Origin of the sequence: Streptomyces sp. NPDC088553 (assembly GCF_044752965.1) — a bacterium.
GTDB lineage: Bacteria > Actinomycetota > Actinomycetes > Streptomycetales > Streptomycetaceae > Streptomyces.
Window position 1 is genome coordinate 136351 of the sequence record NZ_JBIVMG010000015.1, and the last position, 25567, is coordinate 161917.

Here is a 25567-nt window from a genome sequence, read left to right on the forward strand (position 1 = left end):
TGGTTCCGCCGCTGGTCAGCGGAGCCAGGGCAGGTCCGCGTCCGCGTCCGTGGGTTCGAGGCCCTCGGCCATGACGCGCATGATCGCGCCGAGCTGTGTCACCTGATCGGGGGAGAGGCGATCGAAGAGGGCCTGGCGGACCGCCGCCACATGGCCGGGGGCGTTCTGCCGGAGGACCTCCATGCCCTCGTCCGTGAGCCGGGCGAACTGGCCCCGCTTGTCGGAGGGGCAGTTCTCGCGTCGTACCCAGCCGTTCTTCTCCAGCCGGGCGATGGCGTGGGAGAGGCGGGAGCGGGTGATCTTGGCGCTCCTGGCCAGCTCGGTCATCCGCAGCCGGCGGCGCGGGGCCTGGGAGAGCTGGACGAGGAGCCCGTAGTAGATGTGCGGCATCCCGGCGTCACGCTGCAGCTGGCGGTCGAGGTGGTCCTCGAGGAGCGTGGTGGCGTGCAGGTACGCGCGCCAGACGTGCTGCTCCTCGTCGGTGAGCCAGCGGGGTTCGGTCATGTCTCCCATGGTGCCCAATCGTACGACTCATTCTTGAAAGTTGAACTACATAGGTCTACGGTGTACGGCAGGACACTTGAAGTTTCAAGAACCTGTCGCGATCGAGAAACCCGGAGGTGGTCGCCATGGACGCCACGCTGGAAACAGAGGCCACGCGCACGCGTATGCCCGCCCTGTACCTGTCCCACGGCGCCCCGCCCCTCGCCGACGACCCCGTCTGGCCCGGCGAGCTCGCCGCCTGGTCCGCGGACCTTCCGCGCCCCAAGGCCATCCTCATGGTCTCCGCCCACTGGGAGGAGGCCCCGCTGGCCCTCGGCGCCACCGAGACCGTCCCGCTCGTCTACGACTTCTGGGGCTTCCCCGAGCACTACTACCGCGTCCAGTACGCGGCCCCCGGCGCGCCCCGGCTCGCCGAGGCCGTCCGCAAGCTGCTCCGCGCGCCCGGCCACCCCGTGCAGGACATCCCCGACCGGGGCCTCGACCACGGCGCGTACGTGCCGCTCGTCGAGATGTTCCCGGGCGCCGACATCCCCGTACTCCAGATCTCCATGCCCACCCTCGACCCGCGCCGCCTCATGGACATCGGGCGCAGGCTCGCGCCGCTCCGCGACGAGGGCGTCCTGATCGTGGGCAGCGGCTTCTTCACCCACAACCTGGCCGCCCTCCGCCACACCGGCGGCGGCGTGCCGGGCTGGTCGGCCGAGTTCGACGCCTGGGGGCACGAGGCCCTCGCCGCGCAGGACGTCGACGCGCTCCTCGACTTCGAGCACAAGTCGCCGGCCGGGCGCCTCGCCCACCCGCGTACGGAGCACTTCGCTCCCCTCTTCGTCACGATGGGCGCGGCGGACGCGGCGGGCGACCTCGACGCGGAGCGGTCGGTCATCGACGGCTTCTGGATGGGACTCGCCAAGCGGTCGGTGCAGTTCGGGTAGCCGGCGGGGTCCCCGCCGTCCGGTCCGTCGTCCGGGCCGGATCCCACCGTGCGCGAGCTCACTGGAGCAGCGGTGGATTCAGTTCGATGGAGCGGGTCGCGGCGGCCAGGGCGAGCGGGTCGCCGACGTCGAGCGCCGTGTCGGTGAACTTGATCGTGTGGTCGTCGCCGTGCGCCGCCGCCCGCTCGAAGACCTCCTCCGCGGTGAGGCGGGTGGGCGTGTACGCGGCGGGCTCCGGTGGTGTGTACGCGGCGGTCACCGCGGCCGCCGCCGTCCAGGCCGCCGCCAGGCTCGGCGCCCACAGCTCGCGGGGGAGCGCGGGCAGGGCGCGCAGGACCGCGTTGGGCGCGGTCGCCGTGTGGACCAGCATGATCGGCTCGCCGTGGCCGTGGGACGCGTACCGGTGCGTGGCCGCCGTCACCAGCTCGGTGAGCAGGGCCTTCGCGGTGTCGGGGTCCGGGGCCGCGCCCCAGACCGGGAACGCCGTCAGCTGCGGGAGCCGGTCACGGATCCCGCCCTCCTGCACCGGAACCGGCGGTACGGCGTCGAGCGCGGCGGCCGCCGTCGGCGCCACGGCCAGCGCGGCGAGCGGGGGCAGCGGCTTGTTGCGGGCCGCCCAGTAGCCGAGGGCGTGGGCGAGCTCGGCGAGGCGGGGTGCGGTCGTTCCCCCGCCCCCGGACGCCTCCTCGGACTCCAGGAGGGTCCGTACGGCGTGACCTGTACGGATCACGGGATGCGTCGCCGAGGCCGAGATCCCCGGCAGCAGCCGGGGCCACCACGTGGCGAGGACCTCCCGCCAGGGGTGCGCGTCGAGCTCGCGGCCGAAGAAACGGGTCCAGTCGGTGATCCGGACCGGGTCGCCGAGCGCCTCGCGCCAGCCTCCGGCCGTCACCGGCCGGGACGGGGGCGGCAGCTCCTCCAGCTTGTGCGCGTAGTGATCCAGCCAGCGGTGCACGGTCGGGGCCTGGCCGTTGCGGACCAGGGCCTCGACGGCCATGGGAGCGTGGTTGGTGAGCCAGCCGTTGCGCTCGGGGCCCGTGGAGTGGAGGCGTTCGAGGGCTTCGTCGAGGGTGCCGGATGCGTCGGTGCCGGATGCGTCGCTCATGGGGGCGACGCTAGGGCGGGGGAGGGGCGGGCCGTAACGGGCTCGGGACCTAGTCCGGGAGGCCGAGCGGGGCTCCGACTCCCGGCGCGCAACCCGATGGCCCGTCCACGCGTCTTGAGGGATGACGCCGCATGTGATCGCGGTCTCACCGACGGCGTGGTCGGGGACCCCGTGAGCGACGTCGGACCACCCCCCGTGCCCGGTCTGACCTGCACCTCCGTGGGTGCCGGAAGCGTGCCCGCAAGGGCGGCGGCCGCGCAGGATACTGCATGATCGCGAAAATCCATGTGCCGGGTGGGAATTCTGTCCTGATTCCAGTCGTTGTTTCCGTCGGATGCAGGGCACCCGAAAAGGTGTCGCGACCTACTCAGCAAGGGAGCACGCATGGCAACCCGTGCCGTCGCCCGTCGTCAGACCTCCGCCAAGAGCGGGGCCGCACGGGCAAGCAGCGTTCGCGCCGTGGGCGGGGAGATCGCCGACCGCGACCTGGTCGGCATGTACCTCGACGAGATCGCGCGTACGCCCCTGCTCGACGCCGCCAAGGAGGTCGAGCTCTCCCAGACGATCGAGGCGGGCGTCTACGCCCGGCAGATACTCGACGGCGAGGTGGAGACCGAGGCCGGCGGCGCGTCCCGCGAGGAGCTCGAAGCGCTCTACGAGGCGGGCGAGCGTGCCAAGGACCTCTTCATCAAGTCCAACCTGCGGCTCGTGGTGGCCGTCGCCCGGCGCTACCCGCGCAGCGGGCTGCCGCTGCTCGACCTGATCCAGGAAGGGAACGCGGGCCTGGTGCGCGCGGTCGAGAAGTTCGACTACGCGAAGGGCTTCAAGTTCTCCACGTACGCCACGTGGTGGATCCGTCAGGCCATAACCCGGTCCATCGCCGACCAGTCCCGCACGATCCGGCTCCCCGTCCACCTGGTGGAGGAGCTCGGCCGGATCCGCCGCGTGCAGCGCGAGTTCAACCGGGAGCACGGCCGCGAGCCGGAGCCGGCGGAGATCGCGGCCGAGCTGGACACGAAGCCCGAGCGGGTCGTCGACGTGCTCGACTGGGCGCGTGACCCGGTCTCGCTGAACATGTCGGTCGACGACGAGGGCGAGACGCAGTTCGGCGACCTCCTGGAGGACACGTCGGCGATCTCGCCCGAGCAGTCGGTGCTCACGCTGCTGCGCAGCGAGGAGCTCGACGACCTCATCGACAAGCTGGACCACCGGACGGCCTCGATCATCCGCATGCGGTACGGGATCGAGGACGGGCGCGAGCGGACGCTGACGGAGGTCGGCAAACAGCACGGCCTGACGCGCGAGCGGATCCGGCAGATCGAGAAGCACGCGCTGCTCGAACTGAAGAAGATGGCGCACGACACGGGCTTCGACGCGGTGGCCTAGGGCGGCCGCGGCCCGGGCACACGGTACGGACCGGAGACCTGGGGCGAGCCCCCGGGCCTCGGCCCGTACGTGCATGACGTCGGCTGCGGGCCTCCCTGTGGGCCCGCCCGCCGTCGGCGTCAGCGAGCACGGGAGGCGGCCGTTCACGCACCCGCGCCCCCGCTCTCACCCCGCCGTCGACGCCGTCAGGCGTGCCGCCAGGTCCTCCACGTATGTCAGCAGTGACGGTGGGCTCTGGATCGTGAAGGGGGCGTCCACCAGGGCCAGGCGGATGGCCAGCCATTCGACCGAGTCCGCCGAGCGGGTGCGGAGGCGGCAGGTCGTCGGGCCCGTCGCCGTCGGGACCAGGTGGGACGGGAGCCGCGCCGTGACGAAGTCGGCCGGCGCCTCGAAGGTGACGTCCAGGTCGAGCTCCGGCTGCGCCCGCGACATGGAGCGGACCAGGAGCTGTGCCGCGTCGCCCGCCGGCAGCTCCCGCGGTGTGAAGCGGGCCCCCGTGGCGAGCGGGTCGCTCACCCGGTCCACCCGGAACGTCCGCCAGTCCTCCCGCCCCAGGTCGTACGCCACCAGGTACCAGCGGCGCCCGGTGGAGACCAGCCGGTAGGGCTCGACCAGGCGCTTCGACTCGGCCCCGTCGCCAGCCCGGTACCCGAAGCGGAGCTTCTCGCGGCCGGTGACCGCGCCCGCCAGCGCGGTCAGCGTGGCGGGGGTGACCGTCGCGCCGTCCCCCCGCGTCAGCGGGAGCGTCGCGTTCTGGAGGGTCGAGACCCGGTGCCGCAGCCGCGCCGGCAGGACCTGCTCCAGCTTCGCCAGGGCCCGTACCGACGCCTCCTCGACGCCCTCGATCGCGTGCCCCGCCCCCGCGCGCAGCCCGACCGCGATGGCGACGGCCTCCTCGTCGTCGAGGAGCAGCGGCGGCATGGCCGTACCGGCGACGAGCCGGTAGCCGCCGACCGCGCCGAGCGTCGCCTCGACGGGATAGCCGAGGTCACGGAGCCGGTCGATGTCCCGGCGGATGGTGCGCGGGGAGACCGAGAGCCGTTCGGCGAGTTCGCTTCCGGGCCACTCGCGCGGGGTCTGAAGGAGCGAGAGCAGATTCAGGAGTCGTACCGGGGTGTCCGTCATACGTCTCAGGATGAGGCCATCTAGGACATCATTTGACCTAGATGGCCTTTATCTTCTCCGTATGAGCGCACACGAAGCCGACGCCGTCACGGACGCGGCCCCCACCGACACGTCCGACAAACGACGCTGGATAGCCCTGGCCATCGTCATGACGGCCGCCTTCATGGACCTGGTCGACGCCACCATCGTCAACATCGCGATCCCCAGCATCGAGCGGGACCTCGGTGCCTCCTTCGGGGCCATCCAGTGGATCACCGCGGGGTACGCGCTCGCGTTCGCCGCCGGTCTGATCACGGGCGGCCGGCTCGGTGACATCTACGGGCGCAAGCGGCTCTTCCTCCTCGGCACGGCGGGCTTCACGCTCGCCTCCGCCCTCTGCGGCTTCGCGGCCAACCAGGAGATGCTGGTCGGCTCGCGCCTGCTCCAGGGCGCGGCGGCCGCGATGATGGTGCCGCAGGTGCTGTCGATCATCCACGTCACCTTCCCGGCGCACGAGCGCGGCAAGGTCTTCGGCATGTTCGGCGCGATCATCGGTCTGGGCGCGGTCTCCGGCCCGCTGCTCGGCGCGCTGCTCACGCAGTGGAACATCGCGGGCCTGGAGTGGCGCCCGATCTTCCTCATCAACCTGCCGGTCGGCATCGCGGGCCTGCTCCTGGGCCGCAGGTTCATCACCGAGTCGAAGGCCCCGAAGGCCCTCCGCCTCGACATGGTCGGCGTGCTCCTGGTGACGGCCGCGCTGCTGATGCTGATCTACCCCCTGACGCGCGGGCGTGAGCTGGGCTGGCCGCTGTGGGGCCACCTGATGATGGCCGGCAGCCTGGTCGTCTTCGGCGCCCTCGTGGCGTACGAGAAGTACAAGACGAAGAAGGACGGCTCGCCGCTCGTCGAGCTGTCGCTGTTCAAGGTGAAGAGCTTCGCGGCGGGTATCGCGGTGCAGCTGACCTTCGGTGTCGTGATGGGCATCTTCTTCCTGGTCTGGACGCTGTACATGCAGATCGGCCTCGGCTGGAGCCCGCTGCGGGCTGGCCTGACCGGTGTGCCGTTCTCCATCGCGGTGTCGACCGCGGCCGGTCTCTCGGTGCAGAAGCTGGTGCCGCGCTTCGGCCGGAAGGTGCTCCAGGCGGGCGCGCTGACGATGATCGCGGGCGTGCTGCTCTACCTCTTCGAGGCGGGCCGGTACGGGACGGAGATCGAGTCCTGGCAGATGATTCCGCCGCTGGTGGTCATGGGCCTGGGCATGGGTCTGATCGTGGCGCCGCTGACCGACGCGGTCCTGTCCGAGGTGCCGAAGGAGCACGCGGGTTCGGCCTCGGGCCTCATCAACACGACCGGGCAGATGGGCAACGCGCTCGGGCTCGGTCTGGTCTCGGTGCTCTTCTTCGGCGTGATCGACGGCAAGCCCGCGCCGAAGTCCCCGACGGAGGCGGGCCTGGCGTTCGCCGACGCCTTCCAGAACGCGATGGGCTGGGTGGCGGGCGTTCTCGCCGTGATCTTCCTGGTGATGTTCGCGCTTCCTGCGAAGCCGAAGCAGCACCTGGAGGGTGGCGACGACGGCGACGCCGTGATCGAGAAGGAGCCGGCGCTGACGCACTGAGCCGGCCGCCGACACGCTGAGTCGGCTGCGGAAGGGCCCTGGTCCCGGGAATCGTCCCGGGACCAGGGCCCTTCGTCATGTCCGGACACGGGCGCGAGGGGCGGTGCGGTGTCGGCGAGCGCACCGCCCCTCGACCCGGTCAGGTCACTTCTTGAACCTGCTGAGGAACCTGTTGCTGCTGTTGAGAGGCGGGTCGCCGGGGGTCGGCGTCGTCAGCTCGGTCCACGGGCCGAGGTTGTCCGTGGGGGTACCGACGCAGTCGAGCGAGTCCGGCGTACCGGCCACGATCGCGCAGCGGGTCTCCCACACCTCTCCGTTCTCCGTGAGGACCTGGACGGAGACGTTGCTCGACTGGGAGGCGACGGAGACGGCGCACGCGTTGGCCGGGTAGCCGGGGTGGTCCGTGGGGTCGGTGAGGTCGTACCAGATGAACGGCGTGACCGTGGGAATGAGGTCCCGGATGCCGACGTACGTCACCTCGTCGCTGAGAACGGCCTTGACCTCGCGGCTGTTGGCGGGGTTGTAGCCGTCGACGTCGATGCACGGCCCGACGGGGCCCTGCGGTCCTTCGGGCCCCTGCGGTCCTTCGGGTCCCTGGGGTCCGGTGGCGCCGTCGGCTCCGTCGGCGCCCGCGGGTCCCTGGGGTCCGGTGGCGCCGTCGGCTCCGTCAGCGCCTGCCGGTCCCTGGGGTCCGGTGGCTCCGGTGGCTCCGGTGGCTCCGGTCGCGCCGGTGTCGCCCTTCGGCCCCTGCGGGCCGGGCGGTCCGGTCGGTCCGGTCGGTCCTGTCGGGCCCACGTTGCAGTCGTCGCCGCCACCGATCGGGGCCGCGCGCAGAGCAGCGGCCGGCCCGCCCTCGACCAGGGGCTGGATCTGCTCGTCCAGGAACGCCTGGAGGGAACCGGTCGAGGGAGAGCCGCCGGCCGCTTCGGCGTGGCGCGGGCCGTCGTGCTCCCACGGCGGCGGGCCGTCCTCGTGGTGCGGGGGCCGATCCTCGCAGTGGCCGTTCATCGACGCGTTCGTCATCGCCATGCCCGAGCCGCCGAGTTCGGGGGATTCGGGCCATGTGGTGGCCATCGCCGGTGAGGCGAGGCCGGTGAGAACGAGTGCGACCGAGGCGATGGCCCCGCCGGCGCGCCAGGGGCGTCGTCGGGGGAGCGGGCCGAGGGGGGACCTGGTCCTGGCATCAGGACGCATGCAGTGCTCCTTCCTCCACCGGATCCGAGCCGGTGCGAGTGAGGTCCGAGGAAGCGGAACTATCACTTCCGTTAGTCGGTTTATCGGATCGCATCCGCGAAGTCTTGACGGTCTCGCGCCACTCTCAACGCCATGGCCTAGCGCGGACAGTCGAATGGATGCGTACGCGACGGCGAACTTCGAACGGCCCGTCGGCGCGCCGCCGCGGCTCGCGCGGGCGGCGTACGTAGGGTCACCCCCCGATCGCTCCGCCGACCCCTCTCCCCGCTCCCACCGGAAGTGGTGTTGCCGTGCCGCCGTCCATCTGCTTGTGCATGATCGTCAAGAACGAGGCCGCGGTCATCGAGCGCTGCCTCGCCTCCGTCCGCGGTCTCGTGGACACCTGGGTCATCTCGGACACGGGCTCCACGGACGGGACCCAGGAGCTGATCCGGACCGCCCTCGCCGGCATCCCCGGCGAGCTGCGCGAGGAGCCGTGGGTGAACTTCGGCCACAACCGCAGCCTGAACATCGCGCACGCCCGCGGCCGCGCCGACTATCTCCTGCTCCTCGACGCCGACCACGTCCTCCGGCAGGACGGCCCGCTGCCCGCGCTCACCGCCGACGGGTACATGCTCCGGCACGAGGGAGCACTGGAGTACCGCATCAAACGCCTGGTCAGGGCTGATCTGCCGTGGCGGTACGAGGGTGTCACCCATGAGTACCTGACGGCCGAGGGCGACCGCGTCCAGGAGAACCTCGACGCGCTCGTCATCGAGGACCACGCCGACGGCGGCTCACGCCACGACAAGTTCGAGCGCGACGCCCGCCTCCTGGGCGCCGAGCTGGAGCGCGACCCGTCGAATCCGCGCACCGTCTTCTATCTCGCGCAGACCTTCCGCGACCTCGGCCGCGCCGAGGAGGCCGCCGACCTCTACGAGCGGCGCGCGGCCATGGGCGGCTGGGGAGAGGAGGTCTACTACTCCCTGCTCCAGTCCGGCGTCCTCCGCGCCGAGTCCGGCGACTGGCCGACCGCGATGGACGCGCTCTCCCGCGCCTGGGAGTCCCGGCCGGACCGCCTCGAAGCCTGCTACGAGCTGGTGGCGCGGCTGCGGAGGATGCGCCGCTACCGGGCGGCCCACGCCCTGGTCTCCGCCGTCCTGGACCGGAAGCAGCCCGACGACCTGTTGTTCACGCAGCCCTGGGTGTACCGGTGGGGGCTGCTCTTCGAGTACTCGATCACCGCGTACTGGGTCGGCGACCACGCCGCCTCCCTGGCCGCCTGCGACCGGCTGCTCGGCCTGCCGGACCTGCCGGAGGCGTACCGCGAACAGACACGCGCCAACCGGGCGTTCGCCGTCCGGCGTCTGACGGAGACGGCGGACGCCCCCGCGCTGGTCTGAGCACCCGGAGTCGTCCGGGGGCGAGGACGGGCGCGGGGGCAGCCGGGGGACGGCCACGCCGGGGCGGTCGCGGGGACAGCCGCGGGGACAGCGGTCGCGGGACGTCAGCGGACCCGGGAGCGGGACTCCATTGCGTCGCGGGCCGTGCGCTCGTCCTCGTACACCTCGCACATGTGGCGTCCGTCCGGTGTCGCCGTGTGCTCGACCTCCCAGAGACTGGCCTCGCTGCCGTCGAGCAGCAGGAACTGGTGCTCGTAGAGGGTGAAGCCGGCGTCCCGGCCTCCCTCCACCGGGCAGTGGCGGCCGAAGGCCTGGGTGATGTGGTGGGCGAAGGCCAGCCGGAGCCGGCGGGCCGTCGCCGGGCCCGGCCGGTCCGCGTTCTCCGCGCGCCGCAGGACGCGGCGCGCGTGGTCGGCGGAGTTGTCCGGCACGTACATCCGGGGCTGGGCGGGTATCGGGCGGGCGAGCAGCGCGCCCAGCAGCTCCAGGTCGTCGTCCTCGTCGAGGGCGCGGCCGTCGGAGTGCTCGGCGGTCCAGCCCGGCAGGGGGCCGGTGGGGAGGCGGGAGGCGGCGAGCCGGGCCTCCGACTCCTCGGCGTACAGCTCGTGCTGCTCGGCGCCGTCCCGGCCGGCGTTGTGCGTGAGCTCCCAGAGGCTGAGGGCCGAGCCGTCGCTCAGCAGATACGTATGGCGGTAGGTGGCGCGGTGCAGGGACGCGCTGTGGTGCGAGGAGTGCAGCGCGCTGGAGTGCGCGAGCGCCGTGCCGAGGCGCTCGACGGTCGAGTCGGGCAGGTCGAAGGAGTTGAGCGCCCGGCCGAGGAGGCGCTCAAGGTGCGTCTCGGTCGTCTCGTACGGATCGTGAGGATCCTGCGGATCGTTCAAGAGGGTCTCCAGGCCGTCGCCGCATGTCACTTGGTGCTTGCTTAACGTAGTCCCTGGGTCCGACATCGCGTCCGGGGTTCCGGAAAACGAAGGGCGCCGGAGGGAAGTTCCCGCCCTCTCGGGGCTGTTCCCGCCCAACTCCCTTGCAGTTACCGGGAGTACGGCTCTGCTCGCGGTCAGTTCGTCCCGTGCGGGCCGCCGTAGAGCTCACTGTACGAGGGGAAGTCCCCGCCCGGTCCGCGCAGGCCGCCGGGGGCGGCGAGCACCGCCCGGACGATCGCCCGCGTCACCAGGTCCGCGCCGGCCGCCAGGATCTCGTTCAGGGCCAGCGGACCGGGTCCCTGGGGCAGTTCGCGCGCCCCGGTAGCGAGGGTGAAGACGGTGTCGCCGTCGTTCATGAGGTGCACCGGGCGCAGGGCGCGCGCGATGCCGTCGTGCGCCGTTCCGGCGACCTTCTGCGCCTGCGCGCGGGTCAGCACGGCGTCCGTCGCGACGACGGCGAGCGTGGTGTTCAGCGGAGGCGGGGCGGAGGCTTCCCGCGCCTCGGCGAGACGCCGCAGTGCGGCCTGGTGCACCGCCGGATCGGGGAAGGAGGGCGGGCCGCCGGGGAACGCGCCCCCGGGACTGCCGGGCGTCCCCTGGTCCCCGTAACTCCCGTACAGGGCACCCGTGGCCGGGTCGACGGCCGAACCCACCGCGTTCACCACCACGAGCGCGCCGACCGTGATCCCGGACTCCAGGACGGTGCTCGCCGTGCCCACCCCGCCCCGGAGGCCGCCGACCACGGCGCCCGTGCCCGCGCCGACCGCGCCCGTCTCCACGCGCGCGTGGTCCCCGCTCGCCTCGGCCGCCTCCACCGCCGCCCGCCCCGTCGCCGGGCCGGGCCTGGCCGTGAAGTCGCCGCCCCTGCCGAGGTCGAAGACGCACGCGGCGGGCACGACCGGCACGACGTGGGAGGGATCGGGCCCCACCCGCACCCCGCGGTGCCGCTCCTCCAGCCAGGCCATCACCCCGGCCGCGGAGTCCAGGCCGTACGCGCTGCCGCCGGTCAGGACCACGGCGTCGATCCGCTGGACGACGTTGCGCGGGTCGAGCGCGTCCGTCTCCCGCGTACCCGGCCCGCCGCCCCGTACGTCCACGGCGGCGACGGCCCCGCCGGCCGGCGCGAGCACCACGGTCGTCCCGCTCAGCGCCCCGTCGCCCGCCACGCGCGCGTGCCCCACGCGCAGACCGCGCACATCGGTGATCGAGTCCATCGTCCCGTGCTGTTCGGGCTGTGTCATGTCCCCTGCCTACCACGGGGACCGGTTCAGCGCTTGGGGCCGAGGTACGTACCGCCCGAGGCGTCGATCACGGTCCCGGTGATCCAGCGGCCGTCCTCCGAGGCGAGGAACGCGACCGGGTCGGCGATGTCCTCGGGCTGCCCCACCCACGGCAGCGCCTGACCGCCGATCAGCATCCCCTCCAGCTGGGGCATCGCCGCCATGGCGGCGGTGAGTTCGGCGGTCTGCGTCGGACCGGGGGCGACGGTGTTGACGGTGATCCGGCGCTCCCCGACGACGTTGGCGAGCGTGCGGGTGAAGGTCTCCATCTCCACCGCCGCCCCCGGCGGCAGGACCCGGCGCAACCGGGAGACCTGGGCCTGGAGGGCGCCCGCCGCCCCGGCCGGCGGCTCCTCGCCGTACAGCCCGTCGACGAGCCGGTCCACGGACACCGTCCGGCCCGCGTCGAGGAGGAGCAGGGCGAGCAGGGCGCGGACCTTGGGGCCGCCGGCGACGGGTATCGGCTCGCCGGCGGCGCCGGGCACGGTGAACGGACCGAGGACGCGGAAGATCATGGCCGGATTGTCGCGCACGGCACGGCGGTCAGCCGGTCGCTGTGCCTGTGCCTGCGCCCGTGCCTGTGCCCGTGCCGGCCCCGGTACCGGGGCCCGTACCCGTGCCCGGTCGTGTCGCCGGGTTCCTCGCCGTCAGGGTCACGCCGACCGCGACCGTCACCGCCGCGACCACGCCCGCGGCCAGGACCGCCCAGCGGCCCGCGAACGAGCACATCAGGATCGCGAGCGACGCGACGGGCAGGACGAGTTGCTGCGCGATGCCGACCTTGAAGTAGCGGGCGTGGAGGAGCCACACGGACAGCAGGAACACGGCGGACGGGATCGTCACCGCGGACGAGGCGGCGAGCGTGGAGATGTGGGCCTTGCCCACGGCCTCTTCCACGGCGATCTCCAGGCCCGCGCCGACGGCCGCCGCCGCCGCGAAGATCACGTAGTGGCCGTATCCCCACCGGAAGGCCTCCCGGCTGGAGGTCAGCCGGTTGTGCGCGGGCACGACGAAGTAGATCCACCAGGCGGCGAAGACGAGCAGCAGCCCGCCCGCGGCGATCGGCAGCACCTCGCCCAGGGCGTCGTTCTCGGCGATGCCGGTCTTCACGGCCACCGTCGCCGCGGCGACGGTCTCACCGAGCACGATGATGGTGAACAGGCCGTACCGCTCGGCGATGTGGTGCGGATGCCACGTGCTGGGCGCGTCCCTCTCGGCGAACAGGGGTACGGCCATCTCGGCCAGCGCCATGACGAGGAACACCCACGGGCGGGCCGACTCCGGGACCAGGAGCAGCGCGATCCAGCCGATCTGCACGACGGCGACCCCGCCCGCGTACCGTCGGCACATCGTCCGCTCGGCGGGATCGGTGGCGTGGTGCGCGGCCCGCAGCCACTGCGAGGCGAGCGCGAGCCGCATGACGGCGTACCCGATGTAGACCACGAGGAAGTCGTGGTCCTCGAAGGCCCGCGAGACCCCGGCCGCGAGGATGAGCACGCCCGCGATCTGGAGCAGGGTGACGACTCGGTACAGGACGTCGTCGTTGTCGTAGGCCGAGGCGAACCACGTGAAGTTCATCCACGCCCACCAGATCGCGAAGAAGATCATCGCGTAGTTGATGATCCCCTCGCCCGCGTGGCCCTCGGCGACCGCGTGCACGAACTCCGCGCCCGCCTGCGCGACGGCGACGACGAAACACAGGTCGAAGAACAACTCAAGGGGCGTGGCCGCCCGGTGCGACTCCTCGCGGGAGCGCGCGGTGAGGGGGAGGAACGGTTGTGTCATGGCCCCAGCACATCAGAGCGGAAGGCACTCCCGCAGGCATGCCACGCGCATCGGAACCTCAGCCCCCGCCCCCGCCGACGCGTACCTCCTCGCCACGAGCCGCGCCACGCGCGCGTGGTCGGCGATCGGGTCCGCGACCGCCCAGGTGTCCGGGACCGAGGCCAGCGCGCGCGTGAAGCGGCCCGGGGCGAGGAGGTGGGCGGCCACCGCGACCCGGCGGAAGCCGCGGGCGCGCAGCAGCGCGACCGCCTCGGCCGGGCCCGGGGTGCTCGCCGAGCAGTACGCGGCCGTCACCGGTACCGGCAGGAGCAGGCCCAGCTGCCGGACCGCCGCGAGGGTGCCGCCGTCGCCGCCGGGCCGGGACGAGCCCGCGCCGGCGACGACGACCGCGTCCGCCGGACCACCGGCCGCCCGCTCGGCGGCCCGCAGCCGGTCGTACAGGGCGAGGGCCACCGCGTGCTCGCCGCTCAGCCCGCGCGTGACCGCGCAGTCGAAGGGGCGGGCGACGGCCGGGATGTCGACGGTGCGGTGGTAGCCGTCGCCGAGGAGCAGCGGCACGACGACCGCACCGGGCCGGTCCGCGAGGACGTACGGCAGGGAGGGCGTCTGGTGGTCGAGGTGTCCGACGGCGACAGGCGCGGCGGTCAGTCCACCTACGGAGCCGGCGAGGCGGGCGATCGTCGCGCCGGCCTCGGGAACGGTGCTCCCGTGCACGGCGAGGACCAGGTCGCGTGTCGTCATCCGTACCTCCACCCGCCCCCGGTCGTGCGGTCAGGGAGTGTCCCGGCCCCGTCGGGGGCCGCGCGACGGTGTCGTGCGTCGTCGCGGCCCCACCCGACTCACGTTAAGCCCGCGCCGCCGCCCCGCGGCCGCGCCGTTCGGCCCCGGCGGAGGGGTCGCAAGTCCCGGATCCTCGGGCCCTTCACGGCCCCGCCACGCCCGCCCGGCGCCCCTACGGTCGGAGGAGAAGCCATCCGTACGCGAGCGGGGTCACCCGTACCTGAACGCCTGTACCTGAACCGGCCACCCGTACGCGAACCAGTCCCGCGCACCCGACCCCCACCCCACGGAGACCGTCATGGCCGCCCAGCGGACGCAGAACCTCGTGCTCATCGGCCACGGCATGGTCGGCCACCGGCTCCTGGAGGCGCTGGCCGAGCGCGGCGCGCTCGCCGACCCGGCCGTGCCCGGCGGCCCCGGCCGGCGGGTCACCGTGCTCGCCGAGGAGGACGTGCCCGCCTACGACCGGGTGCACCTGTCCTCCGTCTTCACCGGCGCCGAGCCCGACCAACTCGGTCTCACCACACCCGAGTTCCTCTCCGCACACGGCATCGACCTGCGGCTCGGCGACCCGGCCGAGCACCTCGACCCGGCCGCCCGCACGGTCACCACCACCTCCGGCGCGGTCGTCCCGTACGACGCGCTGGTCCTGGCAACCGGCTCGTACCCCTTCGTACCGCCGATCCCCGGCGCCGACGCGCCCGGCTGCTTCACGTACCGCACGCTGTACGACGTCGACGCCCTCACCCGGTACGCCGAGCGGGCCAGGACGGGGGTCGTCATCGGCGGCGGACTCCTCGGCCTGGAGGCCGCGGGGGCGCTCCGTACCCTCGGACTCGCCACGCACGTCGTCGAGTTCGCGCCCCGGCTCATGCCGCTCCAGGTCGACGACGGCGGCGCGACGGCCCTGCGCGCGACGATCGAGTCCATGGGCGTGGCCGTGCACACCGGGGTCGGCGCCGCCGAGGTCGAGACGGACGCCGACGGGAAGGCCTGTCTGCTGAGGCTGTCGAACGGTGAGCGGCTCCCCGCCGACGTTGTCGTCTTCTCCGCCGGGGTGCGGCCGCGCGACCGGCTCGCCCGCGAGGCGGGGCTCGCGGTCGGGGACCGCGGGGGAGTGGCGGTGGACGAGCACTGCCGGACGACCGACCCGTACGTGTACGCGATCGGCGAGTGCGCGCAGACCTCCGACGGGCGGGTGTACGGCCTGGTCGCGCCCGGCTACCAGATGGCGGAGGTGGTCGCCGACCAGCTCGCGGGCTCCGGTGCGACGGTGTTCACGGGCGCCGACACGTCCACCAGACTGAAGCTGCTCGGCGCGGACGTGGCCTCCTTCGGCGACCCGTTCGCGGACGGGCGGGACGGCGGGCCGCGGGCCACCGAGATCGTGTTCTCGGACGGGCGCGAGGGCGTCTACAAGAAGCTGCTGCTCGGCCCCGAGGGGCAGCTCCTCGGCGGCATCCTGGTCGGCGACGCCAAGGCGTACGGCTCCCTGAAGCCGCACGCGGGCCGCCGGCTTCCCGGCCCGCCCGCGGCGTTCCTCCTCCCGGCCGGCGCGGCCGGGGCGGAGCCGCCCGGCGCGGACACGCTCCCCGACGACGCCGTCGTCTGCTCCTGCCACAACGTGACCAAGGGCGCGGTGGCCGGAGCGATCGCCGCGCACGGCCTGGCCGACATCGGCGGCGTCAAGCGCCGCACCAAGGCCGGTACGGGCTGCGGCGGTTGTGTGCACACGCTCCAGGCGGTCCTCGACGCGGCGGGCGTGGAGAAGTCCCGCGGGCTGTGCGAGCACTTCCCCGAGCTCACCCGCCCGGAGATCTACGAACTGATCCGCACCGAGCACATCCGCTCGTACACCGAACTGATGGAGCGATACGGCTCCGGCGGCGCGGGTGCGGGTGCGGACGAGGGCGTGGGCGCGGACGCGGGCGTGGTCGGGGGCGGAAACGGGAACGCGGGCGCGGGCGGGAGCGCCGACGTCGGCTGTACCGTCTGCAAGCCCGTCGTCGCCAACGTCCTCGGCACCCTCGCCCCCGAACTCGGTCTGCGTCACGTCCTCGACGGCGAGCAGGCCGCACTGCAGGACTCCAACGACCTCTTCCTCGCCAACCTCCAGAAGGACGGCACCTATTCGGTCGTGCCGCGCGTGCCGGGCGGCGAGATCACCGCCGAGCAGCTCATCGTCATCGGCGAGGTGGCCCGCGACCACGGCCTCTACAGCAAGATCACCGGCGGCCAGCGGATCGACCTCTTCGGAGCGCGGAAGGAGGAGCTCCCCGGCATCTGGCGCCGGCTGATCGCGGCCGGTTTCGAGTCGGGGCAGGCGTACGGAAAGTCCCTGCGCACGGTCAAGTCCTGTGTCGGGTCGCGGTTCTGCCGCTTCGGGCAGGGCGACTCGGTGCGGCTCGCCATCGATCTGGAGCTCCGCTACCGGGGCCTGCGCGCCCCGCACAAGATCAAGGGCGGGGTCTCGGGTTGTCTGCGCGAGTGCGCGGAGGCCCGGGGCAAGGACATCGGCGTCATCGCCACCGCCGGCGGTTGGAACCTGTACGTCTGCGGCAACGGCGGCACGAACCCCCGCCACGCCGATCTGCTCGCCTCCGACCTCTCGGCCGCCGAGCTGTTCGCGCTGACCGACCGGTTCCTCATGTACTACGTACGGACCGGGGAGCGTCTCGAACGCACCTCGGCGTGGCTGGAGCGGCTCGGCGGCGGGACCGAACGCCTCAGGGAGGTCCTGATCGAGGACTCGCTGGGGATCTGTGCGGAGCTGGAGGCGCAGATGGAGCGGCACGTGGCCGCGTACCGCGACGAGTGGCAGGCCGTCCTCGACGACCCGGCGGCGCTGGCCCGCTTCGAACCGCACGTGGCCGGGGTGGAGTTCCTTGAGCCGGGCCGGGGGCGGGCCGCGGTCCTCGCGGACGGTACCGAGGCGGCGCTGTTCCGGGGCGGGGGCGGCGCGGTGTACGCGGTGGGCAACCGGGACCCGTTCTCGGGCGCCGACGTCATCGCGAACGGGATCATGGGCAGCCGGGACGGGGTTCCGGTGGTGGCGTCGCCCCTGCACAAGCAGGAGTTCGACCTGCGGACCGGTGCCTGTCTCGACGACCCGGACGTGACGCTCCCCGTCCTGCCGGTTCCTACGGCCTGACCGACGGGGGACCTACGCCCGCCCGTCCGGCGACCATCGGCACTCACGAACCCCCTGTGTCGCGGCGCAGCCTGGAAGAGCAAGGAAAGCCTCGAAGGCAAGCCCCGAACAGGGAAGTCAGGGAAGCGCCATGAGTTCCGTAGTCCAGGACAGCAGAAGGACGGGCGGGCCCCCCGCCTCGTACGACACGGAGCAGTACCGCCCCGGCAGGCCGATCACCGACTGGGAGCCGGAGAACGAGCTCTTCTGGAAGTCGATCGGCCGGAAGGTCGCCACCCGCAACCTGTGGATCGCCGTGCCGGCGCTGCTCGTGGCGTTCGTCGTCTGGCAGGTGTGGTCGGTCACCGCGACCAACCTGAAGGACGTCGGCTTCGGCTTCTCGACCTCCCAGCTGTTCTGGCTGACGGCCGTCCCCGGTCTGACCGGCGGTACCGCCCGGATCTTCTACACCTTCCTCGGCCCGATGGTCGGCCAGCGCCGCTTCACCGCGCTGTCGACGGTCGTGCTGATCGTGCCGCTGATCTGGCTCGGCATCGCCATCCAGGACCCGACGACCCCGTACGCCGTGATGGTCGCCATCGCCGCGCTCTGCGGCATCGGCGGCGCGAACTTCGCCTCCTCCCTCGCCAACATCGGCTTCTTCTTCCCCAAGGCGAGGAAGGGCAGTGCGACCGGCATCAACGGCGGTCTCGGCAACCTCGGCGTCTCCGTCGTGCAGCTGCTGACCCCGATCGTGATCACCTGGTCGACCATCGCCATCGGCTCGGCCCAGCACAAGGCCGACGGCACCCCGGTGTACCTGCAGAACGCCGCGTTCCTCTGGGTCCCGGTCCTCCTGGTCCTGGCGGCCGTCGCCTGGTTCGGGCAGAACGACCTGAAGGTCGCCTCGACCCCCTTCAAGCAGCAGAAGATCATCTTCAAGCGCAAGCACAACTGGCTGATGACCTGGCTGTACGTCGGCACCTTCGGCTCCTTCATCGGCTTCGCCGCCGCCCTGCCGATGCTGATCAAGACCACGTTCCCGGACTACTCGATCGCCACCTACGCCTGGATGGGCCCCGCCGTGGGCGCGCTCGCCCGCTGGGGCGGCGGCTGGATCGCCGACAAGTGGGGCGGCGCCCGGGTCACCATCCTGTCCTTCGTGGGCATGGCCGTCTCGATCATCGGCGTGATCAACTTCCTGCCCTCGGGCAGTGACGGCGGCTCGTTCTACGGCTTCTTCTTCTGCTTCCTCGCCGCGTTCTTCTTCTCCGGAATCGGCAACGGCTCCACCTTCCGCCAGATCCCGGTCATCTTCCGCGGCACCCACCTCAAGGGACTCACGGAAGGCACCCCGGAATACACCAGGGCGCTGAAGCAGGCGGAAATGGAGTCCGGCGCCGTCACCGGATTCACTTCGGCCATCGCGGCCTACGGCTTCTTCTTCATCCCGGCCCTGTTCGGCTCGGTGGCCGTGACCAGCGCGATGTGGGGATTCGTCGCCTTCTACCTCAGCTGCGTGGTCGTGACCTGGTGGTTCTACGCCCGCAGGAGCGCCGAGGCCCCCAGCTGAGCGACTCCGGAAAAAGACCCCGCGCGGCGGGGTCTTTTTGCGTACCCGGAACGGGACCTAAGGCCGCCCGGAGGTGACCATCGCCGACCGGAATGATCGATCAAAAGGGGTGCAATGGGGGTAGGCAGAAACGCGATCGAATGAATCGAAGAAGGCGGTGCGGGCAGTGACTGCGACCCCTGCTGAAGCAACGGTGAACGAGCGGGCCTGGAAGGGCTTCAAGGGCGGACTGTGGCGCGACGCCGTCGACGTCCGCGATTTCATCCAGCAGAACTACACGCCGTACGAGGGCGACGGCTCCTTCCTGGCCGGACCCACCGAGCGGACCACCGCCGTGTGGAAGGCCATCACGGACCGGTTCCCCGAGGAGCGTGCCAAGGGCGTCCACGACGTCTCGTACGACGTGCCGTCCACCATCACCGCCCACGCCCCCGGTTACATCGACCGCGACAAGGACCTGATCGTCGGCCTCCAGACCGACGCCCCGCTGAAGCGCGCGATCATGCCGTACGGCGGCTGGCGCATGGTCGCCGGCGCGCTGGAGACCTACGGCTACCCCGTCTCCCCGGAGCTCGAGAAGGTCTTCACCGAGTACCGCAAGACCCACAACGCCGGCGTCTTCGACGCGTACACCCCCGAGATCCGCGCCGCCCGCAGGGCCGGCGTCGTCACCGGACTCCCCGACGCCTACGGCCGTGGTCGGATCATCGGCGACTACCGCCGTGTCGCCCTCTACGGCGTCGACCGCCTCGTCGAGGTGAAGCAGGAGGAGAAGGAGGAGCTCAACTCGCTCCCCGCCGGGCACCGTTCGATCGAGGAGACCATCCGGCTCCGCGAGGAACTCGCCGAGCAGATCCGCGCCCTGGGCGAGCTCAAGGCGATGGCCGCCTCCTACGGCCACGACATCTCCGGCCCCGCCGTCACCGGCCGCGACGCCATCCAGTGGCTGTACTTCGCCTACCTCGCCGCCGTGAAGGAGCAGAACGGCGCCGCGATGTCCCTCGGCCGCACCTCCACCTTCCTCGACGTCTACCTCCAGCGGGACATCGAGGCCGGTGTCCTCACCGAGGAGCAGGCCCAGGAGCTCGTCGACGACTTCATCATCAAGCTCCGCATCGTCCGCTTCCTGCGCACCCCGGAGTACGACCAGGGCTTCTCCGGCGACCCGACCTGGGTCACCGAGTCGATCGCCGGCATGGGCGAGGACGGCCGTCCGCTGGTCACCCGGACCTCCTTCCGCTACCTCCAGACCCTCTACAACCTCGGCCCGGCCCCCGAGCCGAACATGACCGTCTTCTGGTCGCCGCGGCTCCCGCGGGGCTTCAAGGAGTTCTGCGCGAAGGTCTCCATCGACACCTCCTCCGTCCAGTACGAGTCGGACGAGCTGATGCGCCCCCGCTTCGGCGACGACACCGCCATCGCCTGCTGCGTCTCCGCGATGCCCGTCGGCAAGCAGATGCAGTTCTTCGGCGCCCGCGTGAACCTCGCCAAGACCCTCCTGTACGCGATCAACGGCGGCCGCGACGAGAAGTCGGGCGTCCAGGTCGGCCCCGACACCGGCGCCATCACCGCCGACGTCCTCGACCACGACGAGGTCATGGCCAGGTTCGACGCGCAGATGGAGTGGCTCGCGAACGTCTACGTCCACGCGCTGAACGTCATCCACTTCATGCACGACAAGTACGCCTACGAGCGCGTCGAGATGGCGCTCCACGACCGCGACGTGCGCCGCACCATGGCCTTCGGCATCGCCGGTCTCTCGGTGGCCGTCGACTCGCTGGCCGCCATCAAGTACGCGAAGGTCACCGTGCACCGCGACGCGTCCGGCCTGGCCACCGACTACACCGTCGAGGGCGACTACCCGGCCTACGGCAACAACGACGACCGGGCCGACGAGATCGCGGTCTGGCTGGTCGAGGAGTTCATGAGGAAGGTGCGCAAGCACCCCACCTACCGCAACGCCGAACACACCCAGTCCGTCCTGACCATCACCTCCAACGTCGTCTACGGCAAGAAGACCGGCAACACCCCCGACGGGCGCCGCGCCGGCGAGCCCTTCGCCCCGGGCGCCAACCCGATGAACGGCCGCGACACCCACGGCTACGTGGCCTCGGCCCTGTCGGTCTCCAAGCTCCCGTACGAGGACGCCGAGGACGGCATCTCGCTGACCAACACGGTCACCCCCGACGGCCTGGGCCGCACCCCCGAGGAGCGGATCACGAACCTCGCGGGCGTCCTCGACGGCTACATGGCCGTCGACGGCTTCCACATGAACGTGAACGTCCTCGACCGCGACACGCTCATGGACGCCATGGAGCACCCGGAGAACTACCCGCAGCTGACCATCCGGGTCTCCGGATACGCGGTCAACTTCGTCCGGCTCACCCGCGAGCAGCAGCTCGACGTCCTGAACCGCACCTTCCACGGCTCGCTGTAGGCAGCCCCTCCTCGCACCCGGGGCCGGTGGCCCTCACCCCCGGCCCCGGGTCGCACCGACACCATCCGAAGGCCCCTCCGAAGGAGGCCCTGCCATGACCCGCCTCGCCCTCGCACCCGCGGCCCCGGCGGCCACCCCGGCCGCCGCCGCGACCCGGCGCCCGTCCGAGGGCTCGCTCCACTCCTGGGACCTGTCCATCGGAGTCGACGGCCCCGGCACCCGCTTCGTCACCTTCCTCTCCGGCTGCCCCCTCACCTGCCTCTACTGCCACAACCCCGACACCTGGAAGATGCGCAACGGCAGGAGGACCTCCGCCGACGACGTGATCGCCGAGGCTGCCAGGTACGTCCGCTTCATCTCCGCCGCCGGGGGCGGCGCCACCGTCTCGGGCGGCGAGCCGCTCCTCCAGCCCGTCTTCACCGGCGAGCTGCTGCACCGGATGAAGCACGAGCTCGGCCTGCACACGGCCCTCGACACCTCGGGCTTCCTGGGCGTCCGCGCCACCGACGCCCTGCTGCGCGACACCGACCTGGTCCTGCTCGACATCAAGTCCTGGGACCCCGCCACGTACAAGAAGGTCACCGGTCGGCCGCTCGCGCCGACCCTCGACTTCGCACGGCGTCTCGCCGACCTCGGCCAGGAGGTCCACGTCCGCTACGTCCTCGTCCCGGGCCTCACCGACGCCCCGGCCGATGTGGAGGGAGTCGCCGCCTTCGCCGGGGGTCTCGGCAACGTCTCCCGCGTGGACATCCTTCCCTTCCACAAGCTCGGCGAAGCGAAGTGGCAGGCACTCGCCATGCCGTTCACCCTGCACGACACGCCCTCCCCGACGCCCGGTCAGGTCGCCGAGGTCCGTGAGGTCTTCCGCGCCCACGGCCTGAACGCCGTCTGAGCGACGTCCTCACCCCACAGCCCCGCAAAACAGGGCAAATATTCACGTACGGCCTTACCGTGGCCGCGTGACCGAGCCACCTCAGACAGCCGAGTCGACACCTCCGCCGGGCGACCCCACCCCGGGCGCCCCCGCCCCGGACGGCCCCGCCCCGGACGGCCCCGCCCCGGGAGATCCGGCCGCCGGCCTCCCTCCGCAGACCCCGGCCGCCGTGCGCCGCCGCGCCACCCTCGCGGGCACCGTCGTCTCCGTCCTGCTGATCCTCGCGATCGTCTTCGGCAGCCGTCTGCTCCGCGACTTCGACTCGGCCCTGCTGCCCTACGCCGTCGCCACGGTCTTCCTCGCGTTCGGCGTCGCCTACCGCTACACCGTCTGGATCTCCGCCCCCGGCGCCCGCCGCCTCTTCCACAAGGGCTGGGGCTCCTTCTTCTCCGTCGCGAACTTCCGCACCGCGCCCACCGCGCTGCCGAGGATGATCGCCACCTACCTCGGCTTCCAGAAGTTCCTCGGCGCCCGCTCGCACGCCCGCTGGGCCGCCCACCAGCTCATCTTCTGGGGCTGTCTGCTGGCCGCCGCGATCACCTTCCCCCTCACCTGGGGCTGGTTCACCTTCACCTCCTCCACCGGCTCGGGTCCCGGCTACGAGATGCGGATCTGGGGCCTCAAGATCATCGGCTTCGACGCCCTCAGCTTCGTCGGCTGGCTGATGTTCCACGGCCTCGACATCGCCGCCGTCCTCGTCATCGCCGGCGCCGCCTACTTCCTCTGGCGCCGCATGAAGGACCGCGGGGCCATCACCGGCCAGCGCTTCGCCTACGACCTGGTGCCGCTGATCGCCCTCATCGTCATCTCCGTGACCGGGCTGCTGCTCACCTTCTCGTCGATCTTCCTGCACGGCGGCGGCTACGAGTTCCTCGCGATCCTCCACATGGTGTCGGTCGTCTTCACCCTCATCTACATCCCCTTCGGGAAGTTCTTCCACATCGTGCAGCGGCCCGCCGCCGTCGGCATGCAGCTCTTCAAGTACACCTCCCGCCGCAAGGACGAAGAGGTGCTCACCTGCCGCCGCTGCCACGAGCCCATCGACACCGCCCCGTACGTGGAGAACCTCAGGGGCACCATGCGCGACCTCGACCTCGGCTTCGAAGAGTGGGCCGAGTACTGCCCCCGCTGCAAGCGCGTCCTGCGCGGCAACGCCTACCTCGACCACGTGAAGAAGGGGTTCAAGTGACCGCGACCGACCCGAACGGGGCGCTGCCGCTCGACCCCTCCCTCGCCCCGCCAGGCACCCGCAACTTCCGCGACGCCGGAGGCATCCCCGCCGACCGCTGGCACGCCGACCAGAACGGCGAGACCCTCGTCCCCACCCACTGCTGCTTCTGCGGCGTCCAGTGCGGCATGTACCTCCGCGTCGACCGCGGCGGCAAGGTCTTCGGCGTCGAACCCCGCAACCACGACATCAACCGGATGCGGCTCTGCCCCAAGGGCATCAACGCCTACCAGCAGGTCAACCACCCCGACCGGCTCACCGCGCCCCTCATGCGCCGCAACCGCGACGAGGAGTTCCGCGAGGTCAGCTGGGACGAGGCCCTCGACCACACCGTCGCCGAGATCCGCCGGATCCAGGGCGAGTACGGCAACGACGCGTTCGGCCTCCTCGGCGGCGCCAGCCTCTACTCCGAGAAGACCTACCTCGTCGGCAAGTTCGCCCGGGTCGCGCTCAGGTCACGGCACGTCGACTACAACGGACGCCTCTGCATGGTCTCCGCCGCCGGGGCCAACAAGCTCGCCTTCGGCATCGACCGGGCCGGCAACCCCTTCTCCGACATCCTCCTCACCGACTGCCTCCTCATCGCCGGGTCCAACGTCGGCGAGTGCTTCCCCGTCATGACCCAGTACCTGTGGGGAGCCCGCGACCGGGGCGCCACCCTCATCGTCGTCGACCCGCGCGAGACCGCGATCGCCCGCACCGCCGACCTCCACGTCGCCCTCAAGCCGGGCACCGACTCCGCGTTCTTCAACGCCGTCCTCCATGTCGTCGTCGCCGAGGGCCTCGCCGACGAGGCCTACCTCGCCGCCCACGCCACCGGCTGGGAGGAGGTCAAGGCGACCGTCGCCGCGTACCCGCCGGCCCGGTCGGCCGAGATCTGCGGCGTCCCCGAGGAGCAGATCGTCCAGGTCGCCCGCATGTTCGCCGGCGCGGACCGGGCCATGGCCTGGCACGCCCGCGGCGTCGAGCACCACTCCCAGGGCGTCGAGAACTGCCTCAGCATCATCAACCTGTGCGTCGCCGCCGGACACATCGGCAGGCCCGGTGCCGGCTACGGCACCATCACCGGCCAGGGCAACGGCCAGGGCGGCCGCGAGCACGGCCAGAAGTCCGACCTCCTCCCCGGCGGCCGCTCCATCACCAACCCCGAGCACCGCCGCCAGATCTGCGAGATCTGGGGCATCGACGAGGCCGAACTCCCGCCCGCCGGCACCTCCATGATGGAGATGGTCTGGCAGATGCAGCGCAAGGAGATCCGCGGACTCGTCGGCATCTGCAACAACCCCTTCGTCTCGCTGCCCCACTACGCCACCGTCAAGGACGGCTACGACACCCTCGAGTTCCACGCCCAGTTCGACTTCTTCCTCTCCGAGACCGCGGCCAACGCGCACGTGGTCTTCCCCGTCACCGTGTGGGCCGAGGACGAGGGCGTGATGGCCAACGCCGAGGCCCGGGTCGTCAAGCACAACAAGGCCCAGGAGCCCCCGGCCGGCGTCCGCACCGACACCTGGGTCATCTGTGAACTCGCCCGCCGGCTAGGCGCCGGCGACAAGTTCGCGTTCCCCGACTCCCGCTCCGTCTTCGAGGAACTCCGCGTCGCCTCCGCCGGAACCGTCAACGACTACTACGGCATCACCTACGAGCGCCTGGAGGAGACCGGCGGCATCGCCTGGCCGTGCCCCAGCACCGACCACCCCGGCACCCCCCGCCTCTTCGAGAACGGCCGCACCTACCACCCCGACGGCAAGATCCATATGCAGGTCGTCGAATGGCACCCGCCCATGGACCCGTACAGCGAGGAGTTCCCCCTCTCGCTGACCACCGGCCGCACCGTCGCCCACTTCCTCTCCGGCAACCAGACCCGCCGCCTGGGCGCCCTCGTCGAACAGACCCCGCGCCCCTGGGTCGAGGTCCACCCCTCCCACGGCTTCCGCAACGGCGACCCCGTCCGGGTCGTCACCCGTCGCGGCAGCGAGGTCTTCCCCGCCCTGGTCACCGAGGCCATCCGCCCCGACACCGTCTTCGTCCCGTACCACTGGCCGGTCCCCACCGCGGCCAACGCCCTCACCATCGACGCCCTCGACCCCCGCTCCAAGATCCCGGAGTACAAGGTCTGCGCCGCCCGCATCGAGGCCGCCGAGCGGATCGACGAAGTCCCCGCCCCACCCACCGCACCGGGCCACCAGGCCTACCCGGAGACCCAGGTCTCGCGCACCGACCCGCTGCCCCCCACCTCCCCCCAGGGCCGCGGCACCGCGGAGAGGAGCTGACCCGC

General features: G+C 71.9%; 19 protein-coding genes. 10 read left to right on the top strand and 9 right to left on the bottom strand.

The window, feature by feature from the left end; genetic code table 11:
* Window positions 1–15: 15 nt before the first annotated feature.
* Window positions 16–504 (bottom strand): MarR family winged helix-turn-helix transcriptional regulator, encoded by a 489-nt coding sequence (locus ACIP8Z_RS35755; RefSeq protein WP_402090860.1) that lies wholly within the window; start codon window positions 502–504, stop codon window positions 16–18.
* A 125-nt stretch (window positions 505–629) separates the two neighbouring features.
* Between ACIP8Z_RS35755 and ACIP8Z_RS35760 the strand changes: the two genes are divergently transcribed.
* On the top strand, window positions 630–1436 hold the full coding sequence (locus ACIP8Z_RS35760; RefSeq protein WP_402090862.1) for a dioxygenase: 807 nt from the start codon (window positions 630–632) through the stop codon (window positions 1434–1436).
* A gap of 58 nt (window positions 1437–1494) precedes the next feature.
* Here ACIP8Z_RS35760 and ACIP8Z_RS35765 read toward each other — a convergent pair whose 3' ends face one another.
* On the bottom strand, window positions 1495–2541 hold the full coding sequence (locus ACIP8Z_RS35765; protein WP_402090864.1) for a questin oxidase family protein: 1047 nt from the start codon (window positions 2539–2541) through the stop codon (window positions 1495–1497).
* Window positions 2542–2925: 384 nt separating this feature from the next.
* Here ACIP8Z_RS35765 and ACIP8Z_RS35770 point away from each other — a divergent pair, with 384 nt between their 5' ends.
* Window positions 2926–3927 carry an RNA polymerase sigma factor RpoD/SigA gene (locus ACIP8Z_RS35770; RefSeq protein ID WP_209495283.1) on the top strand — a complete coding sequence of 334 codons (1002 nt, stop codon included), beginning with the start codon at window positions 2926–2928 and terminating at the stop codon, window positions 3925–3927.
* Between the two features lie 165 nt (window positions 3928–4092).
* Here ACIP8Z_RS35770 and ACIP8Z_RS35775 read toward each other — a convergent pair whose 3' ends face one another.
* On the bottom strand, window positions 4093–5052 hold the full coding sequence (locus ACIP8Z_RS35775; RefSeq protein ID WP_402090866.1) for a helix-turn-helix transcriptional regulator: 960 nt from the start codon (window positions 5050–5052) through the stop codon (window positions 4093–4095).
* A gap of 61 nt (window positions 5053–5113) precedes the next feature.
* Between ACIP8Z_RS35775 and ACIP8Z_RS35780 the strand changes: the two genes are divergently transcribed.
* Entirely contained in the window at window positions 5114–6646 is a 1533-nt protein-coding gene (locus tag ACIP8Z_RS35780; protein WP_402090868.1) for an MFS transporter, read from the top strand.
* Window positions 6647–6790: 144 nt separating this feature from the next.
* Here the strand turns inward: ACIP8Z_RS35780 and ACIP8Z_RS35785 are convergent, their stop codons facing one another.
* Window positions 6791–7840 carry a hypothetical protein gene (locus ACIP8Z_RS35785; protein WP_402090870.1) on the bottom strand — a complete coding sequence of 350 codons (1050 nt, stop codon included), beginning with the start codon at window positions 7838–7840 and terminating at the stop codon, window positions 6791–6793.
* Between the two features lie 314 nt (window positions 7841–8154).
* On the opposite strand from ACIP8Z_RS35785, the gene ACIP8Z_RS35790 reads away from it, so the two are divergent.
* Window positions 8155–9222, top strand: coding sequence for a glycosyltransferase (locus ACIP8Z_RS35790; RefSeq protein WP_402090872.1), 1068 nt, complete (start codon window positions 8155–8157; stop codon window positions 9220–9222).
* Between the two features lie 104 nt (window positions 9223–9326).
* Here the strand turns inward: ACIP8Z_RS35790 and ACIP8Z_RS35795 are convergent, their stop codons facing one another.
* The 5 genes from ACIP8Z_RS35795 to ACIP8Z_RS35815 form a co-directional block, all read right to left on the bottom strand.
* Window positions 9327–10169: a DUF6227 family protein gene (locus ACIP8Z_RS35795; protein WP_402090874.1), complete on the bottom strand. Its 843-nt coding sequence runs from the start codon at window positions 10167–10169 to the stop codon at window positions 9327–9329.
* Window positions 10170–10279: 110 nt separating this feature from the next.
* Window positions 10280–11386, bottom strand: coding sequence for a P1 family peptidase (locus ACIP8Z_RS35800; RefSeq protein ID WP_402090876.1), 1107 nt, complete (start codon window positions 11384–11386; stop codon window positions 10280–10282).
* A gap of 26 nt (window positions 11387–11412) precedes the next feature.
* A complete protein-coding gene (locus tag ACIP8Z_RS35805) occupies window positions 11413–11940 on the bottom strand; it encodes an SDR family oxidoreductase (RefSeq protein WP_402090878.1) in 528 nt (175 codons plus the stop codon).
* Between the two features lie 28 nt (window positions 11941–11968).
* Entirely contained in the window at window positions 11969–13210 is a 1242-nt protein-coding gene (locus tag ACIP8Z_RS35810; RefSeq protein ID WP_402090880.1) for a low temperature requirement protein A, read from the bottom strand.
* 12 nt (window positions 13211–13222) lie between these two features.
* Window positions 13223–13951, bottom strand: coding sequence for a sirohydrochlorin chelatase (locus tag ACIP8Z_RS35815; RefSeq protein WP_402090882.1), 729 nt, complete (start codon window positions 13949–13951; stop codon window positions 13223–13225).
* A gap of 337 nt (window positions 13952–14288) precedes the next feature.
* On the opposite strand from ACIP8Z_RS35815, the gene ACIP8Z_RS35820 reads away from it, so the two are divergent.
* The 6 genes from ACIP8Z_RS35820 to ACIP8Z_RS35845 all read left to right on the top strand — a co-directional run bounded on the left by ACIP8Z_RS35820 (window position 14289) and on the right by ACIP8Z_RS35845 (window position 25562).
* Window positions 14289–17141, top strand: coding sequence for an FAD-dependent oxidoreductase (locus ACIP8Z_RS35820; protein ID WP_402090883.1), 2853 nt, complete (start codon window positions 14289–14291; stop codon window positions 17139–17141).
* Window positions 17142–17271: 130 nt separating this feature from the next.
* On the top strand, window positions 17272–18693 hold the full coding sequence (locus ACIP8Z_RS35825; RefSeq protein WP_402090885.1) for an MFS transporter: 1422 nt from the start codon (window positions 17272–17274) through the stop codon (window positions 18691–18693).
* A 157-nt stretch (window positions 18694–18850) separates the two neighbouring features.
* On the top strand, window positions 18851–21130 hold the full coding sequence (pflB, locus tag ACIP8Z_RS35830; protein WP_402090887.1) for a formate C-acetyltransferase: 2280 nt from the start codon (window positions 18851–18853) through the stop codon (window positions 21128–21130).
* Window positions 21131–21224: 94 nt separating this feature from the next.
* On the top strand, window positions 21225–22022 hold the full coding sequence (gene pflA / locus ACIP8Z_RS35835) for a pyruvate formate-lyase-activating protein (RefSeq protein ID WP_402090889.1): 798 nt from the start codon (window positions 21225–21227) through the stop codon (window positions 22020–22022).
* Between the two features lie 211 nt (window positions 22023–22233).
* Window positions 22234–23253, top strand: coding sequence for an MFS transporter (locus tag ACIP8Z_RS35840; RefSeq protein WP_402090919.1), 1020 nt, complete (start codon window positions 22234–22236; stop codon window positions 23251–23253).
* Entirely contained in the window at window positions 23250–25562 is a 2313-nt protein-coding gene (locus ACIP8Z_RS35845; protein ID WP_402090890.1) for a molybdopterin oxidoreductase family protein, read from the top strand. Before ACIP8Z_RS35840 ends, ACIP8Z_RS35845 begins: the two co-directional genes overlap by 4 nt.
* Window positions 25563–25567 lie beyond the last annotated feature (5 nt).